Origin of the sequence: Nocardia sp. NPDC047038, from assembly GCF_040644075.1 — a bacterium.
In the GTDB taxonomy this organism is placed as follows: Bacteria; Actinomycetota; Actinomycetes; order Mycobacteriales; family Mycobacteriaceae; genus Nocardia; species Nocardia sichangensis.
Genome location: NZ_JBEYVQ010000001.1, coordinates 287,481 through 302,945, shown reverse-complemented (window position 1 = coordinate 302,945; position 15,465 = coordinate 287,481). Strand labels below are relative to the sequence as shown.

Here is a 15,465-nt window from a genome sequence, read left to right as displayed (position 1 = left end):
ATGCCAGTTAACTTAACTGATCGGAGATGGCCATGAGGTCCGCCGTCGTCGTCGATGTCGTCCGTACACCGTCCGGTAAGGGCAAAGCAGGCGGCGGCCTGTCGGACGTACATCCGGCCACCCTGCTCGCGGGTGTGCTCGCCGAACTCGTCGCCCGCAACGACCTCGATCCCGCCGTGGTGGACGACGTGGTCGGCGGATGCGTCACGCAGAGCGGGGAGCAGGCGTTCAACATCAGCAGGACCGCCGCGCTGGCCGCCGGATTCCCGGATTCGGTGCCCGCTACCACGGTGGACCGGCAGTGCGGGTCCAGCCAGCAGGCCGCGCACTTCGCGGCGCAGGGTGTCGTCGCGGGCGCCTACGACGTCGCGATCGCGTGCGGTGTCGAATCCATGAGCCGGGCGCCGATGTTCTCCAACGGCCAGGGCAAGGACGCCAACCGCGGTCCGCTCGCCCACCGCTACCCGGACGGCCTCATCCAGCAGGGCATCGCGGCCGAGGTGATCGCCGCCCGGTGGAAGTTCGACCGCGCCGCGCTCGACGAGTTCGCGGCTCGTTCGCATCGGCTGGCCGCCGACACCGCGGCGCGGGGCGGCTTCGACAACGAACTGGTCGCGGCGGGCGCCCTGACGGCCGACGAGACGATCCGGCCCGCCACCACCGGCGAGAGTCTGGCGAAGTTGCGGCCCGCCTTCGTCGACGACCAGTACACCGCGCGCTTCCCCGAGATCGAGTGGTCGATCACGCCGGGCAACTCCTCCCCGCTGACCGACGGCGCCTCCGCCGCACTGATCATGAGCGAGGAGGCCGCCACGAAACTGGGCCTTCGCCCGCGCGCCCGGTTCCACTCGTTCGCCGTGGTGGGCGACGACCCCCTGCTCATGCTCACAGCCGTGATCCCGGCCACCCGCAAGGTGCTGGATCGCGCCGGGCTGAGCATCGATGACATCGACGCCTACGAGGTGAACGAAGCGTTCGCACCCGTGCCCCTGGTCTGGCAGCACGAGTTGAACGCCGATCCGGCCAAGCTGAACCCCCGCGGCGGCGCGATCGCCCTCGGCCACCCGCTGGGCGCCTCCGGCACCCGCATCCTGGCGACGCTGGTCAACCACCTGGAGCAGACCGGCGGCCGCTACGGCCTGCAGACGATGTGCGAGGCGGGCGGCCTGGCCAACGCGACGATCATCGAACGCCTCGGATGAGCGTCCGCACCGCACTGATCACCGGAGGGTCACGCGGCATCGGCGCCGAGGTGGCGCACCGCCTGGCGGGCGAGGGTTATCACCTGACCCTCGCCGCGCGCACGCGCGACACGCTCGAGCAGACCGCGGCCCGCGTGCGCGCGGAAACGGGAGCAGAGGTGCAGCCGGTGGTCACGCAGATGAACGACCTCGACCAGGTGCGCGCCCTGGTCAAGGCGCATGAGGAACGGTTCGGCGGCATGAACGCGCTGGTGCTGAGCGCGGGCACCGGCACGGCGGGCGCCGTGGCGGACCTGCCCGCGAAGGCGTACGAACGCATGCTGGACGTGAATTTTCGCGCGCCGCTGACGCTCGTCCAGGCCGCGATGCCGCTGCTGCGCAAGAGCGCGGCCGACGATCGGGAGCGCGGCGCGAAGATCGTCGCGCTGGCGTCGATCACCGGCGTTGCCGGAGAAGCGGGCCTCGCCGCCTACGGGGCCACCAAAGCGGCGCTCATCTCGCTGTGCGAGACGGTGTCGCTGGAGGAATCCGCGAACGGCGTCAGCGCGACGGCGGTGTCCCCTGGCTACGTCGACACCGACATGACCGCGTGGAAGCGTGCTGTCCTGGACCGATCGGCCATGCTCACCACCGGTGACATCGCCGAGATGGTCCTGGCGGTCACGCGGCTGTCGCGTAACGCGGTGGTGCCGAACATCGTCCTGTCGCGCGCCGGTGATCAACTGTGGCGGGCCTGAGCACCGTTACCTGACAGCGACTGGCGCAAGGATCCGGCCCCTGGAGAGCGGGCGAATCCGCATTCGGTGAATCAGAATTCGGACCGAATGATCGCATATCTAATTACCGATGCGATTGTCCGAATAAACCGACATTTCGCGGAATTTATTACTGCCGGTAAATAGCTCGGCGCCTACCGCGAATTCGCGGTAGGCGCCGGTGACGCATCAGAGGTAAGAGCCGCACACGGGCCAGGCACCCGGACCCTGGGTCGCGAGGACGTTCTCCGCGACGCGGATCTGCTCGTCACGGCTGGCGTTGGACGGACTGCCGCTGCCGCCGTTGGCCTCCCAGGTGCTCTGGGTGAACTGCAGGCCGCCCGAGAAGCCGTTACCGGTGTTGGTGGACCAGTTGCCACTGCTCTCGCACTGCGCGACGGCGTCCCAGTTGTGGGCCGAAGCGGTCGCGGTGGAAAGGCCGAACGGCACGGCGACGAAGGCGCCGACAGCCGCGGTGAAGCCGAGAACACGAGTGGTGAATTTACGGTTTTGCGACATGAGATTTCCCGCCTGCGCCCACCGGCTCGGCGAATTCGCCGCGCCCCTGTCCCCAGGGAAGTTCGTGGACACTCGAACCGCGGGACAGGGTTTCCGGCGTTCTGCGATTCGAGCTCGATCTCGGTGTTGCCCCGAGCCGTGACCGACGTTAGCGGAGATGTCGCGACAGATCACGTTCGAATAACGTCGGCACAGGTTTGACCCTTGGTCGAGACTTCGCGCCGTTCACCCAGGTCGATCGCGAAAAATCGACCGATATAGATCTGCTGTTACGGCTTCGTTATGTGGCCGAGATCACTGCGATATGGTGAAGCGGATCGCATTTTCGCAGGTCCACGACTTGCGGTAGTAGGCATACCGCGCCCTCGCGCGCCACCACTCAGGGCACCAGCTACCGAGTCGTTACCAAATCGAAGAACCGGAGATATCCGCGTGACGCCGCGGCCGAACCGGTGCCCCGCGACCGGCCCGTGATCTCGGCGCGGGCACGGCGACCTGGCCGGACACCGTCGTCGGCCCCCACGCCGGCTCGCCACAGCGCGCGGCCGACCGGCGCCGGATGCGTGCCGAACGCCCCGCTCCGGCGCCGAGGCGGGCTACTTGCCGTGCGCCCGCAATTGGTAGAGGCCTTCGGTCTCCGCCACCACAACGCCGTCGGCGTCGGTGACCACGGCTCGCAGCGTGAAATCGGATTTGCCGTTCGCCGCCGCCTCCGCGCCGACGCGCGCGATCTCCTCCTCCGACAACGTCGCCTCCGCGCGCACATCCGTCTTGGCCGGCTTGCGGAAGAAGACGTGCAGATCCTTCACCAGCGGATAGAACGCCGAGTTGTCGAAAGTGGCGACCGCGATCGCGCCGCCGAGGATCTCGGCCACGGTGAACAGCACTCCCGCGTACATCACGCCGAAGTGGTTGCCGTTGCCCTCGACGGGCACCGAGGTCGCCGCGAAACCGCGCCGCACCTCCACCGCCTGCACACCCATTTTGTGCGCGATCGGGATGGTGAATTCCAGTGCCCCGTTGACGATGTCCTTGAACGGAGGAGTCTCGACGTCGCTCATCGCAACCGTCCCTTCACGCCGGAGGTGCCTGGCACCTCGTTGTCTCTGCCACGGCCACCTCGGTGGACGTCACCGAAGCGTAGGCCCTGACCGGCGCGGCCCGACAGGGTGTTGGCAGTTTGCCAACACAGTCGGCCGCTCGGATCACAGACTGCGGGCGATGATCTCTTTCATGATCTCGTTGGTGCCGCCGTAGATCTTCTGGACACGGCTGTCGGTCCACATCCGCGAGATCGGGTATTCGCTCATATAGCCGTAGCCGCCGTGCAGTTGGAGGCACTCGTCGGCCACCGACATCGCGCGATCGGTGGTCCACCACTTGGCCATGGCGACGGTCGGGATGTCCAATTCCCCACGTAGATGCCGCACGATGCAGTCGTCCAGGAACACCCGAGCCACCCGGGTCTCGGTCGCCGCCTCCGCGAGGGTGAACTTGGTGTTCTGGAAGGCGAACAGCGGCTTGCCGAAGGCGTGCCGCTCCTTGGTGTAGCGCAGCGTGACCTCGAGCGCGGCCTCCATCCCTGCCACCGATCCGACGGCGATGATCAGCCGCTCCTGCGGAAGCTGCTGCATCAACTGGACGAAGCCCTGCCCTTCCTGCGTGCCCAGCAGGTTCGACACCGGGACCCGGACGTCCTCGAAGAACAGCTCGGAGGTGTCCTGCCCCTTCTGCCCTACCTTGTCCAGCACTCGGCCGCGGCGGAAGCCCGGCCGGTCGGCCTCGACCAGGATCAGCGAGATGCCACTGGCGCCCTCGCTGGTGTCGGTCTTGGCGACCACGATGATGAGATCGGCCTGGCTGCCGTTGGTGATGAAGGTCTTGGAGCCGTTCACCACGTACTCGTCGCCCTCGCGGATCGCCCTGGTCTTGACGCTCTGCAGGTCCGATCCCGTGCCGGGCTCGGTCATGGCGATCGCGCCGACGACCTCGCCGGTGGCCATCTTCGGCAGCCACTTCCGCTTCTGTTCTTCGGTGCCGTAGTGCAGCAGGTAATGCGCGACGATCCCGCTGTGCAGGGTGGCGCCCCAGGAGGTGTCGAACGCCTTGGCCTGCTCCTCGATCAGCACGGCCTCGTGCGCGAAGGTGCCGCCGCCACCGCCGTACTCCTCCGGGATCGATGCGCACAGCAGGCCGAGCGCGCCCGCCTTGTTCCAGAAGTCGCGGTCGACGTGGTGCTGCTCGATGAACTTGTCGATGTTCGGCGTCAACTCCTTCGCGAAGAACGAGCGGGCGAGCTCGCGCAGGGCGTCCAGGTCGTCGTCGAGCCAGGCGGACCGGTAGGTCGTCATCGGGTGTCCTTGCGAAAGTCTGATACCGACAGTTACGGGTACAGTGTGTACCACGGAACTGCCGGGTACAAGGTGTACCACCCGATTCGCCTGCCGATACGCTGAGCCGCGTGGCACGACGACCTTGGGTGGACACCGCCGACGCGCGGCGTTCCACCAGTGATCGGCCCGGCCGCGACGAACGCCGCCGGGCCATCGTGACAGCCGCGATCGCGGCGATCGAGGAAGACGGCCCGCACGCGCTGACCGGCCGGATCGCCGACCGCGCCGGACTGGCCCGCACACACGTCTACCGGCATTTCGCCAGCAAAGAGGAGCTCGACCTCGCGGTCGCCCGGCACGCGCACCACGATCTGACCGAACGGATTCGCGCGCGCCTGGCGGTGGACGGCACGCCGCTGGACATCATCCGCGCACCCTTGACCCAGCACGTGCGGTGGGCCGCCGAGCATCCCAATCTCTATCGCTTCCTGGTCGGACGCGACTACCGGCGCGGCCGCAACGAACCGCGCGTCGGCGGCAGCGCGTTCGCCGCCGAGATCTCCGCCGCCGCGACCCGCTACCTGCCGGAATTCGGGGCCGACCCGCTGGCCGCTGACCGGGTGGTGGTCGCCCTGCTCGGCTTGGTGGATGCCTCGGTGCGGTGGTGGCTGGAACACCACGACACCACCGAGGCCGCCCTGGTGAACCGCCTGACCACCGAGTGCTGGCTGCTCATCGACAACCGGCTGCGCGATCTGGGCATTACGCTCGATCCGCGAAAATCATTGCCTGGCAGCTGAATCGAGCCCGACAGGGGTCAGCGCGATGCAGGGACCACTTCGCGCGTGATCGCGTGCACGAAATCGGACAGGTCACCCGGGTTGCGCGAAGTGAGCAAGGTCCACCCGCCCTCGACGGAGCGGACCGCCGCTTCGTCGACCCACTCGCCGCCCGCGTTGACGATGTCGGTCCGCAGCGAGAAGTAGGAGGTCAGCGTCTTGCCGCGGACCAGTTCGGCGTTCACGAGCAGCCAGGGGCCATGGCAGATCGCGGCGATCGGCTTGCCCGCGCCTGCGAACTCCTTGGCCAGTTCGATCGCCCGGTCGGTGACCCGCAGCTTGTCCGCGTTCACCGTTCCGCCGGGGACGACCAGCACGTCGAAGTCGTCGACAGAGACCTCGTGCACCGACGCATCCGGTTGCACGACGGTGTCTTTCTCCGTGTCGTGCAGGTAGGTCTGCACGTCCTCGCGCTTCGGTGCGGCATGGGTGACGCGCGCCCCGCGCTTGCGGAGTTCGTCGCGCGGCACCAGCAGTTCGTCCCGCTCCACTCCCGTATTCGAGGTGATGATCAGCACGCGCGTCCCATCCAGTTGATCGGTCATGAGCCGCTCTCCTTTCGCCTCGGGATGGTCCTGTTTCCGGCATGCCGCGCGAGGGGCGGGCTAAACCTCGCCGGAGGCGCGATCCGCGGCGTCGTCCGCCGACAGCAGCGTGCTGGACAGATGCTCCTGCGCCAGCCTGCGCAGCGCGGCGAGCAGCGTGTCGCCCAGAATCGTTCCGACAATGGCGGTTTCGGTCATCCGCTCGAGGACCGGTTCGTTGCGGACCAGGGCGATGTCGGTGGCGGCGATGGCCTCGCTGGCGCCCGCGTAGTCGTCCATCGCGGCGACCACGTCACCGTGGCCGAGCAGACGCAGCGCGGCGCAGACATCGATGAGGGTGTCGCGGGCCGGGCTGTCGTCATCGATCCGCCAGCCGCGCCGGTCCAGCAGTGCCGCGACATCCTCGGCGGCGGCTTCCCGCTGCTCGTCACCGACCTGCGACCTCCGGCCGCCCAGGGCGTACTGGACGTGGCCCAGCGCGTCCCGCGCGGACAAGCTGCCGCTGTCGAGCGCCGCGAGCAGTTCCTTCGCCGCTTCGATGGACACGCCGCCGATATCCACCAGCGCCCGGATCAGCCGCAGTCTGCTGACGTGGGCATCGCTGTATTCGGCCTGATTGCGATGGGTCCGCACGCCGGAGGGCAGAAGCCCCTCGCGCACGTAGTACTTGATCGTCGCGGGAGCAACGCCGCTGGCGCGGCTGAGTTCGGCGATCCGCATCGGACTCCTCGGCTCGGTCGACGTATTGACAGTCGATAGTACAGCTATCCATAATTACTGCTGATAGTACAACTATCGATACTTCGAGTTCCCGAAAGGTCAGCCTCCCGTGACCGCCTTCTCCCAGCGATTCCCCGCACTCTCCTGGCATCGACCACTGATGCTTCTCGCCGTCGCCATGGCGCTCCTGGTCGCCTGGTCGATCGGGGGCATGATCATCGACGACCGCACCTCGACCGGGTTGCCGATCTGGGCCAAGTCCGCCAAGTTCGCGTTTTCGGTGCTGATCTATGCCCTGACCTGGGCGTGGCTGCTCGCCCAGCTCACCAGATGGCAGCGCGTCGCCTGGTGGGCGGGGACGGTGGCGGCGCTGGGCCTCGCGGTGGAGCTCATCGTCATCACCACGCAGATCGTGCGCGGCACCACCAGCCACTTCAATTTCACGACGCCGCTCAACGCGGCACTGTGGGAGATCATGGGGTCGTCCATCGTGGTGGTCTGGATCGCCACCTTGGTCGTCTCGGCGGCATTGTTCGCCGATCCGACGGCTGACCCCGCCCGCAACGCGGCGATCCGTTACGGCGCCGCGCTCTCGCTCGCGGGCGCCGCGCTGGGGATGCTGATGGTGCCGCCGACGGCCGAACAGCGGGCGGCGGGCAGCGCGATCAGGGGCGCCCACACCGTCGGGCTCGCCGACGGCGGACCCGGCTTGCCCATCCTCGGCTGGAGCACGGCCGGAGGCGATCTGCGTGTCCCGCATTTCCTCGGAATGCATGCGTTGCAGGTGTTTCCGCTGGTTCTGCTCGCCGTGGAGTACGGGTCGCGCCGGATTCCGGCCATGCGCTCGGCGGCCACCAGGCGAACGCTCGTCGTGATCGCCGCGGCGGCCTACGCGGCACTGCTCGCGGTGCTGACCTGGCAGGCGCTGCGTGGACAATCGGTGGTCCATCCCGACGTCGCCACCCTGCTGGCTCTCGCCGCCATCGCCCTCGGAGCCGCCCTGTCGGCCGCTGTCGCGCTGCGGACGAAAAAGGTTGTCGTGCAACGCGTCCCGATAGGAGCGGGACTATGACGGAGCTGCTGTTCGACATCACTTTTTGGTTCGCGGCCCCCTTCTGGGCACTGATGATCCTGGCCCCGGGATGGCGACGAACCAGCACGATCGTCGCCTCACCGCTCATCTGCCTGCCTCCGCTGCTCGTCTACGCGGCGCTGGTCGTGCCCGAGTTCGGCTCGTTCGCAGCGGCGCTCGTCGATCCGGAACTCGCCGGGCTGCGAGAAATACTGGGCCAGGGGTCGGGGGCCGCGGCGGCATGGGCGCACTTCGTGGCCTTCGACCTGTTCCTCGGGCGCTGGATCTACCTGGACAGTCGCGCGCGCGGCCACACGCCGCTGCTGATCAGCCCCCTGCTCGTCCTCACCATCCTGTTCGCGCCGATCGGCGTGCTGCTCTACCTGCTGATCCGATTCACCACGACACCGGCGCCCGGCCGGACCGTCCCCATGGAGGCATGATGGAAACCCTCATCGTCCTGCTCACCACCCTTTTGTCGCTGCGCGTTGCGGGTGCCCTCGGCGCGCGGCGGTTCGCCGCATGGCCCACCTGCGCCGCCTATGCGCTGGGCGTGATGCTGATCATGACCGGCACAACGCATTTCCTGCCGGAGGCGTTCGCGGACACCCCCGTTCCGACCCACGCCGATCTGCTCCCGATGGTGCCGCCGTTCGTCCCGTTCCCCGGCGCGATGGTCTACCTCACCGGCGTAATGGAACTACTCGGCGCGGCGGGCCTCTTCCTCGCCCGCACTCGCCGCGCCGCCGGTCTCGGGCTGACCGCCCTGTTCGTCGTGATGCTGCCCGCCAACATCTACGTGGCGTTCTCCGGCATCCCGTTCAACGACGCACCCGCACCGCCACTGTGGGAGCGCGTTCCGGAGCAGGCGCTGTACATCGGCGTCGCCTTGTGGGCCGCCGGGATGCTGCGCTTCCCGCGACGAGCGACCGGTGACCGAATCGCCCATACCGCGGTGATTTCGAAACAGTGAGCGGCATGACGACCATCGACAGGCCGGTCAGAGGAACGCCCGCGATCGAAGTGCGCTTGCCGGCTCCAGCCCTTACCGTGATCCTCACGGCCCGCGCGCTCCGCCTTGAACGCGATCGCGCGGAGATGAACCGGCCCTGACCGCCATGACATGGGCTCCAGGTCCGGTACACGCCTTCCCGAAATCGCCACGCGCGATAGGTCGTTCGACCGCCCGACAGCAGTACCGGAACGAAACATGCTGCTCGAGCGCGGCTTTCGCGCAGGCGAACCTTCCAAATGGACCGATTTCGCCGAATGATCCACGCGCGCCCGGGTACAACGGAATCGTGAGTGCTTCTAGGTATTTGGGCGCGCTCGTCAGCGCGCTGGCGACAGTTGTCGCGGTGTCCTCCTTCTCCGCTCGTCCCGCCGAAGCCGAGTCCGCGCGGGCGCGCGTGGTGGGGGAGGCCCCGCTCGGCGGATCGGTGTCCCAGATCGATGTCTACTCGCCGTCGATGGACAAAGTGGTCACCAACCGGGTGATCCGGGCGGCGGGCGGCGCACCCGCGCCGACGTTGTACCTGCTCACCGGTATCGGCGGCGGCGTCGACGGAATCTCCTGGTGGGACGATACGGACGTCCGGGAGTTCTTCGCGGACAAGCACATCAACGTGGTGATGCCGGTCGGCGGCGCCTACAGCATGTACACCGACTGGCGCGCCGATGATCCGGCGGTCGGGCGCAACCGATGGCAGACCTATCTCACGCGTGAGCTTCCGGCGACGCTCGACGCCGAACTCGGCACGACCGGGCGCAACGCGATCGCGGGGGTGTCGATGAGCGCCGGATCCGCGGTCGACCTCGCGATCCAGGCGCCCGACGTGTACGACGCGGTGGCGGCCTACAGCGGATGCCCATGGGCCGCGGACGCCGTCGGCGCGGCCATGGTGAGCGCCCAGGTCATCCGTGGCGGGGGCAATCCGGCGAACATGTGGGGCGCTCCGGGCGACGTGATCTGGCGAGCGCACGACGCTTTCGCCAACGCGCCCGCTCTGGCCGGGAAGACCATCTACTTGTCCGCCGCCTCCGGCACTCCCGGTGCCATCGATCGAGGCGGCCTGCCCTTTCCCCCCATCGAGGCGATCGCCAGCTCCTGCACGGCGGCCTTCGCCGATCGTCTCGACGAGCTCGGGCTGCCCGCTGTCCACGTGAATCGCGCGGAAGGCTCGCACACCTGGGGGTTGTTCGAGACCGACCTCCACGAGTCGTGGCCGCACCTGGCGCACGCTCTCGCCGCGTGAGGATTCGGCCGCCGGAGGCCGCCTCCGTGACCGCGGCGGGCGCCTCCGTGCCGGGGTGCACGCCTCTTCGTCACGCGCGCCGGAATTCACGCTTTCGAGCGGGTGAGTCCAAGGCCTGTCACGATCGCCAGACCGGCAGTGGCGAGCAGCGCGGCGACGGCGAAGGTCGCGTGCGTTCCCCTGGCCACCTGCTCCGGCGCGGCGCCGATGACGTCGCCGGCTCCCGCCGCGAGAGCGAAGACCGCGCCCATGACCGACGCACCGGTGACGAGACCCAGATTGCGAGAAAGGTTCAGCATGCCCGAGACGAGGCCCCGCTGTCCCGGGTCGACGTCTCGCATGACCGCGGTGTTGTTGGCCGCTTGGAACAGGGCGTAGCCCAGGGTGGTGACCACGAGTGGCAGCACGTAGCCGATGACCCCGGCGCTCGCGGGCAGCAGCGCGAGCGCGGCGGTGCCGCCGATGACACCGCCCAGCCCGACGCTCACCATGGTCCTCGCTCCGAAGCGATCCGTAGCGCGTCCCGCGGGCACGCCGGTGAGGGCCGACACCGCGGGACCGGCCGACATCACCAGACCGACCGCGGCCGGATCGAGGTGCAGAGCGCGGGCGAGGTGGAAGGGACCCACGACGAGCGTGGTCATCATGACGGTCGAGACCAGCGCACTGGTCGTCAGGCCCGCGGTCAGGAGCGGATCGCGGAGCATCCCGAGCCTGAGCAGCGGCGCGGAAACGCGGGTTTCGGTGCGGACGAACAACGCGAGGCACGTTCCGGCGACGAGCAGCAATCCGATACCGAGCGGGCCGACCGCGTTTCCTTCGATCGTCATGGCCAGGGCGTAGGCGCCGAGCGCGAGCGCCAGCAGCGCTGTACCCGGGATGTCGAAACGCGAACGCGCGCTTCCGGTTTCCGGTGCGGCGCCGGTCGGCAGGCGCCTGGCCAGGACCAGGGTGAGCAACCCGAGCGGCGCGACGGCGACGAAGATCGCACGCCAGCCGCAGGCCGCGATGAGCACTCCACCGAGCGAGGGACCCAGCGCGGTCCCGACCGCCGACATCGTCCCGAGCAGTCCCATGACGCTGCCGGTGCGGTCCTTCGGCACGGTCTCGCCGACGAAGGCCATCGTCAGCGCCATCATGCACGCGGCGCCCGCTCCTTGCAGCGCGCGGGCAGCGGCCAGGAAGACGAGATCCGGAGCCAGACCGCACAACATGGTCGCGACCGTGAACACCCCGATACCGCCGAGCAGCAGGCGGCGCCGGCCTGCGACGTCGCCGAGACGGCCCGCGCCGACGACCAGTGTCGTGGTGGCCAGCAGGTAGGCGATCACGACCCACTGCACCTGGTGGAAGGAGGCGTCGAACGCCACCGCCATGGTCGGTAGGGCGACATTCGCGATGCTGATGCTCAGCGAGGGCAACAGCATGGACAACGACAGCGCGAGCAGCGTCCGAGGCAAGGTGGGACGACGGGCGTACGACGTCCGTAGACGGGGTTCTGCTGATTTCAAGACGACCTCTTCGATATGGATGACGCTCTGGACGCTAGGCCCCGCTGTCACCTGGCGGAAGACGCAAAGATGGAAACTCATCTGTGCACTGAACGCCATATCCCAGGAGCACTGTGAGATCGTGTGCCCATGGCGCGGCCCGATCTGAATCTGCTGCTCACCTTGGACGTTCTGCTCGAGGAGGGCAGCGTGACGCGAGCAGGCGAGCGGCTCGCGCTCAGCCCTTCGGCGATGAGCCGTCAGCTCGCGCGATTGCGCCGGGCCACCGGCGATCCGCTGCTGGTACGGGCGGGCCGGGGGCTGGTGCCCACGCCACGCGCCGTGGAGCTGCGCGACCGCGTGCGCGGCCTGGTCCGGGAGGCCGAAGAAGTGTTGCGGCCCGCCGATCACCTCGACCCGGCCGAGCTTTCGAGAACGTTCACCGTGCGCAGCAGCGACGGGTTCGTGGAGCGGTTCGGACCCGAACTGGTGGCGGAGATCGGCCACGCGGCGCCGGAGGTGCGACTGCGGTTCGTGCGGAAGACGAAGAAGGACACCGATCCCTTGCGAGACGGCACCATCGACCTGGAGACGGGAGTCATCGAGCGCGCGCTGCCGCCCGACATCGTGAGTCGACCGCTGTTCACCGACCGCTTCATCGGGGTGGTGCGTGCCGAACATCCGCTCCGTGCGGGGAAGATCACCGCGGCCCGATACGCCGCCGCACGGCACGTGCACGTCTCCCGGCGCGGCATGGGCGAGGGACTGGTGGACCAGGCGCTACACCCGACCGGCCACCGGCGCGACGTCGTCACCGTCGTGGACGGCTTCGGCGCGGCCTTGGCGCTGGCGAGGGCCTCGGACCTGGTCGCGACGGTCCCGCAGCAGCACACCGTGATCCTGCGGCAGGGCATGCACTCGTTCGATCTGCCGTTCCGCGCTCCGGAGGTGACCGTGTCGTTGTTGTGGCACGTCCGGCTCGACGCGGACCCGGCTCATCGATGGCTGCGCGGCCGCGTGCTCGATGCGTGCGCGCGGTCGGCCGGACCGTGAAGGACGAGTGAGCGCCGCGTCCTCGCGGTCAGGTACGCGGGGTGCTCACAGGCCTTCGTCGACGGGATAGCGGGCGGCGAGTCCGGACCGGTCGCCGAGCCCGAAATTCATGACGAGGTCGTCGGCGACCTGCACCAGCACGTCGCGTCCCTCGACCGCCGCCGCCCACTCCATCGGCAGTCCGGAGACACCGTGGACGGCGCCGACCAGGTTTCCCGCCACCGCGCCCGTGGAATCGGAATCGCCGGAGTGGTTCACCGCCAGCAGCAGCGCGCCGCGGGCATCTCCGGTCCTGGCCGCGTACAAGGCGCAGTACACCGCGATGGCCAGGCATTCCTCGGCTACCCACCCCTCCCCCACGTGCTCGACCTGTTCGGCGGAGACCGGGTGCTCGGACAATTCCGCGGCTCGAGTCAGCGCCGCCACCGTCTCCGCACTCGAAGGGACGGCGGCGAGCTGGGTGATCGTCTTCCGCAATGCGATCGGCAGTTCGGTTCCGCTCACGACCCGATCGACCAGTGCCGCGAACGCCCCCGCGGCGAGATATCCCGTGGGGTGCCCGTGGGTCAGCTGCGCGGCCCGGGCGGCGGTGGTGAACGCGAGATCGGGCCCCATTCCGGACAATCCGAAGGGCGCCGACCGCATGACCGTGCCGCACCCCTTCGAATGCGGATTCACCGGCCCGCTCGCACCGAACGCGACCGGTGCGAGATATCCCCGGGACTGCTGTCCCAGACCGGACATGCACGCGTTCCCGGGCGCCCGCACCGCGTAGAGGAAGGGCAGACTCGCCAGCCACCCGTCGACGTGTGGCGCGGGCGCCTCCTGCCGCTGAGTCTGCAACCAGCGCAGATAGGCTCGGCGCAAGGCCGGCACCGGATCGGCGCCGGGCCCCGAGCGCAACAGTCCCTCCGCGGTGAACAGTGTCATCTGAGTGTCGTCGGTGATCTGTTGCGGCGCGTCCTGGGCGTGCTGGGGTAAGAAGCCCGTCACGCCTTCGTCGCTGTACCGCTGCCGAATCTGTTCCAGCCGTAGGAATTCGACCGGCCAGCCGAGCGCGTCACCCACCGCCCCGCCCAGCAGAGAACCCCTGACCCGATCGAAGACCGCCATGTAATCCGCCACGAGACACCATCATTGCGCATGGCTGATCAGTGATCCGCTCCGCCGATCATCCATGGATTGAACGCGCAATCCAGCGGCGAGTTCGCCTCCGGGTCGAGCGCACGCAGTGCGATCGAGGCCGCACGCGGGGAGTACATGATCGTCAGATGATCGGACAGATCCTGGGCGCAGCCGTCCTGCAGGGTGATGTTGTGCACGGTCGCGTCCGGCCCCGGAGATGTGTCCGACGGCGGCGGCCGCCGGATGGCCCGCTTCGGCGAAAACCGGATGGCACAGCAGAAGCCGCGCCGCGCTGTCGCGCAGCATGTATTCGGCCTCGGCGGACGTGGACAACGGGTGCACCGGCACCACCACTGCTCTCGCGGCGAGGATTCCGTAGTAGGCGACCGGGAAGTCGACGACATTCGGGCACATGAGTGCCACCCGGTCACCAGGCCGCACACCGAGCCCGATCAAGGCCGCGGCCTGGGCCCGCGCCCGAAGCCACAACTCGGCGAAAGTGATCCGCCGCGCCCCGTCGATCAGGGCGACCCGGTCAGGGCGCCGTCTGCCTGCTCGGCCGGAATGCTGGCTACCGACAGTGTCGCGTTCATGCCGACCGCCTGGTGAATCTCGACATCACTCTCCAAAACTAGCAGCGCAAGTTTTCCGCTCACCGTAGGGCACCGAAACTAGCGGCGCAAGTATCGTGTTCCGCGCCTGCGAGAATGCGAGGACCGAAAGGAGAGCCCATGGCACGACCACGTCGACCGCTGCTGACCCGCGATCGCATCATCGACACCGCCCTCACCCTGGTCGACGCCGAGGGTCTGGCCGCTGTCTCCACGCGGCGCCTGGCCACCGAGCTGGGTGTGCAGGGCCCCTCGCTGTACAACCACGTCCGCACCAAGGACGACCTGATCGATGCCGTCGTGGACGCCGTCCTCGGCGAAGTCGACATCGCGATGTTCGAGGGATTGTCGGCCGAGGATCGGGACTGGCGCTCGGCACTGCGCGATTGGGCCCGTTCCTACCGCACCGCCATGGCGGCACACCCGCACATCGTTCCCGCCTTGGCGAGCGGTCCCGGTCATCGCCCCAACGCGTTGCGCATGGCCGACGCGGTCTTCGGCGGCCTCGTCGCGGCGGGCTGGCCGCGCCGCGAGGCCACCACGGTCGGCACGACCATGCGCTACTTCCTCACCGGAGCATCGCTTGGATCGTTCGCCGCGGGCTTCCCCTCCGACGTCGCGGTATACGCCGACGCCTATCCGCACCTGAACGAGGCGCACCTGCTGGCCGAGCGGCAGCAGAGAATCGATCGGGACGCCTTCGAAGTCGGTCTGGAATCCCTGTTGGACGGGCTGGAGATCCGTTACCGGCTGCTCGCGGATGCCGGGTAACTCCGACCGCGCACCGAAGCACACCCGTCGCCCGCGTAAGCCTCGGCGCGAACAGATACCCCGGCCTGGCAGACCAGCCCGCCGACCGCGGCGACCATGCCTCCCGGCGCGGTGTCCAGGTGGTAGCTCGGACACCGGCCCACCGTGCACGTCACCGAGATGGTCAGCGATCCGG

18 protein-coding genes and 2 pseudogenes are annotated in these 15,465 nt (G+C 68.5%); 10 read left to right on the top strand and 10 right to left on the bottom strand.

Translation table 11 applies throughout. From position 1 onward, the window contains the following. Positions 1–32: 32 nt before the first annotated feature. Both ABZ824_RS01535 and ABZ824_RS01530 read left to right on the top strand, forming a co-directional pair. The gene (locus ABZ824_RS01535) at positions 33–1,202 is read left to right on the top strand and encodes a thiolase family protein (protein ID WP_356961038.1); all 1,170 of its coding nucleotides are present in this window, start codon (positions 33–35) and stop codon (positions 1,200–1,202) included. Beyond that, entirely contained in the window at positions 1,199–1,939 is a 741-nt protein-coding gene (locus ABZ824_RS01530; RefSeq protein WP_356961036.1) for an SDR family oxidoreductase, read from the top strand. The genes ABZ824_RS01535 and ABZ824_RS01530 overlap by 4 nt, the downstream gene beginning before the upstream one ends. 207 nt (positions 1,940–2,146) lie before the next feature. Here ABZ824_RS01530 and ABZ824_RS01525 read toward each other — a convergent pair whose 3' ends face one another. The 3 genes from ABZ824_RS01525 to ABZ824_RS01515 form a co-directional block, all read right to left on the bottom strand. After that, positions 2,147–2,476, bottom strand: a complete 330-nt coding sequence (locus ABZ824_RS01525) for a transglycosylase family protein (protein WP_355077766.1) — start codon at positions 2,474–2,476, stop codon at positions 2,147–2,149. A gap of 596 nt (positions 2,477–3,072) precedes the next feature. After that, the gene (locus tag ABZ824_RS01520) at positions 3,073–3,537 is read right to left on the bottom strand and encodes a YiiD C-terminal domain-containing protein (RefSeq protein WP_356961034.1); all 465 of its coding nucleotides are present in this window, start codon (positions 3,535–3,537) and stop codon (positions 3,073–3,075) included. 144 nt (positions 3,538–3,681) lie between these two features. Continuing rightward, the gene (locus ABZ824_RS01515) at positions 3,682–4,827 is read right to left on the bottom strand and encodes an acyl-CoA dehydrogenase family protein (RefSeq protein WP_356961032.1); all 1,146 of its coding nucleotides are present in this window, start codon (positions 4,825–4,827) and stop codon (positions 3,682–3,684) included. Between the two features lie 110 nt (positions 4,828–4,937). Between ABZ824_RS01515 and ABZ824_RS01510 the strand changes: the two genes are divergently transcribed. After that, the gene (locus tag ABZ824_RS01510; protein ID WP_356961030.1) at positions 4,938–5,609 is read left to right on the top strand and encodes a TetR/AcrR family transcriptional regulator; all 672 of its coding nucleotides are present in this window, start codon (positions 4,938–4,940) and stop codon (positions 5,607–5,609) included. A 17-nt stretch (positions 5,610–5,626) separates the two neighbouring features. Here ABZ824_RS01510 and ABZ824_RS01505 read toward each other — a convergent pair whose 3' ends face one another. Both ABZ824_RS01505 and ABZ824_RS01500 read right to left on the bottom strand, forming a co-directional pair. After that, the gene (locus ABZ824_RS01505) at positions 5,627–6,193 is read right to left on the bottom strand and encodes a type 1 glutamine amidotransferase domain-containing protein (protein ID WP_356961028.1); all 567 of its coding nucleotides are present in this window, start codon (positions 6,191–6,193) and stop codon (positions 5,627–5,629) included. A gap of 60 nt (positions 6,194–6,253) precedes the next feature. Next, positions 6,254–6,913 carry a MerR family transcriptional regulator gene (locus ABZ824_RS01500; protein ID WP_356961026.1) on the bottom strand — a complete coding sequence of 220 codons (660 nt, stop codon included), beginning with the start codon at positions 6,911–6,913 and terminating at the stop codon, positions 6,254–6,256. 109 nt (positions 6,914–7,022) lie between these two features. Here ABZ824_RS01500 and ABZ824_RS01495 point away from each other — a divergent pair, with 109 nt between their 5' ends. The 5 genes from ABZ824_RS01495 to ABZ824_RS01475 all read left to right on the top strand — a co-directional run bounded on the left by ABZ824_RS01495 (position 7,023) and on the right by ABZ824_RS01475 (position 10,240). After that, positions 7,023–7,985, top strand: a complete 963-nt coding sequence (locus tag ABZ824_RS01495; protein WP_356961024.1) for a hypothetical protein — start codon at positions 7,023–7,025, stop codon at positions 7,983–7,985. Beyond that, the gene (locus ABZ824_RS01490; protein ID WP_356961023.1) at positions 7,982–8,428 is read left to right on the top strand and encodes an ABA4-like family protein; all 447 of its coding nucleotides are present in this window, start codon (positions 7,982–7,984) and stop codon (positions 8,426–8,428) included. The genes ABZ824_RS01495 and ABZ824_RS01490 overlap by 4 nt, the downstream gene beginning before the upstream one ends. After that, a complete protein-coding gene (locus tag ABZ824_RS01485; protein WP_356961021.1) occupies positions 8,425–8,958 on the top strand; it encodes a hypothetical protein in 534 nt (177 codons plus the stop codon). Before ABZ824_RS01490 ends, ABZ824_RS01485 begins: the two co-directional genes overlap by 4 nt. Positions 8,959–8,963: 5 nt before the next feature. Then, positions 8,964–9,098, top strand: a complete 135-nt coding sequence (locus ABZ824_RS01480; RefSeq protein ID WP_356961019.1) for a hypothetical protein — start codon at positions 8,964–8,966, stop codon at positions 9,096–9,098. A 188-nt stretch (positions 9,099–9,286) separates the two neighbouring features. Further along, a complete protein-coding gene (locus tag ABZ824_RS01475) occupies positions 9,287–10,240 on the top strand; it encodes an alpha/beta hydrolase family protein (RefSeq protein ID WP_355077783.1) in 954 nt (317 codons plus the stop codon). An 86-nt stretch (positions 10,241–10,326) separates the two neighbouring features. On the opposite strand, the gene ABZ824_RS01470 is transcribed toward ABZ824_RS01475, so the two are convergent. Further along, entirely contained in the window at positions 10,327–11,832 is a 1,506-nt protein-coding gene (locus tag ABZ824_RS01470; protein ID WP_356961017.1) for an MFS transporter, read from the bottom strand. 48 nt (positions 11,833–11,880) lie between these two features. Here ABZ824_RS01470 and ABZ824_RS01465 point away from each other — a divergent pair, with 48 nt between their 5' ends. Next, entirely contained in the window at positions 11,881–12,783 is a 903-nt protein-coding gene (locus ABZ824_RS01465; RefSeq protein WP_356961016.1) for a LysR family transcriptional regulator, read from the top strand. A gap of 45 nt (positions 12,784–12,828) precedes the next feature. Here the strand turns inward: ABZ824_RS01465 and ABZ824_RS01460 are convergent, their stop codons facing one another. The 4 genes and pseudogenes from ABZ824_RS01460 to ABZ824_RS01445 all read right to left on the bottom strand — a co-directional run bounded on the left by ABZ824_RS01460 (position 12,829) and on the right by ABZ824_RS01445 (position 14,564). Beyond that, positions 12,829–13,908 carry an ADP-ribosylglycohydrolase family protein gene (locus tag ABZ824_RS01460; protein ID WP_356961014.1) on the bottom strand — a complete coding sequence of 360 codons (1,080 nt, stop codon included), beginning with the start codon at positions 13,906–13,908 and terminating at the stop codon, positions 12,829–12,831. A gap of 26 nt (positions 13,909–13,934) precedes the next feature. Then, positions 13,935–14,123: pseudogene (locus ABZ824_RS01455) on the bottom strand (lipase); the annotation flags it as partial. 97 nt (positions 14,124–14,220) lie between these two features. Beyond that, positions 14,221–14,412: pseudogene (locus ABZ824_RS01450) on the bottom strand (AMP-binding protein); the annotation flags it as partial. A gap of 17 nt (positions 14,413–14,429) precedes the next feature. Next, positions 14,430–14,564, bottom strand: coding sequence for a hypothetical protein (locus ABZ824_RS01445; protein WP_356961012.1), 135 nt, complete (start codon positions 14,562–14,564; stop codon positions 14,430–14,432). A gap of 75 nt (positions 14,565–14,639) precedes the next feature. Here ABZ824_RS01445 and ABZ824_RS01440 point away from each other — a divergent pair, with 75 nt between their 5' ends. Continuing rightward, on the top strand, positions 14,640–15,290 hold the full coding sequence (locus tag ABZ824_RS01440) for a TetR/AcrR family transcriptional regulator C-terminal domain-containing protein (protein ID WP_355077793.1): 651 nt from the start codon (positions 14,640–14,642) through the stop codon (positions 15,288–15,290). The last annotated feature ends 175 nt before the right edge of the window (positions 15,291–15,465 follow it).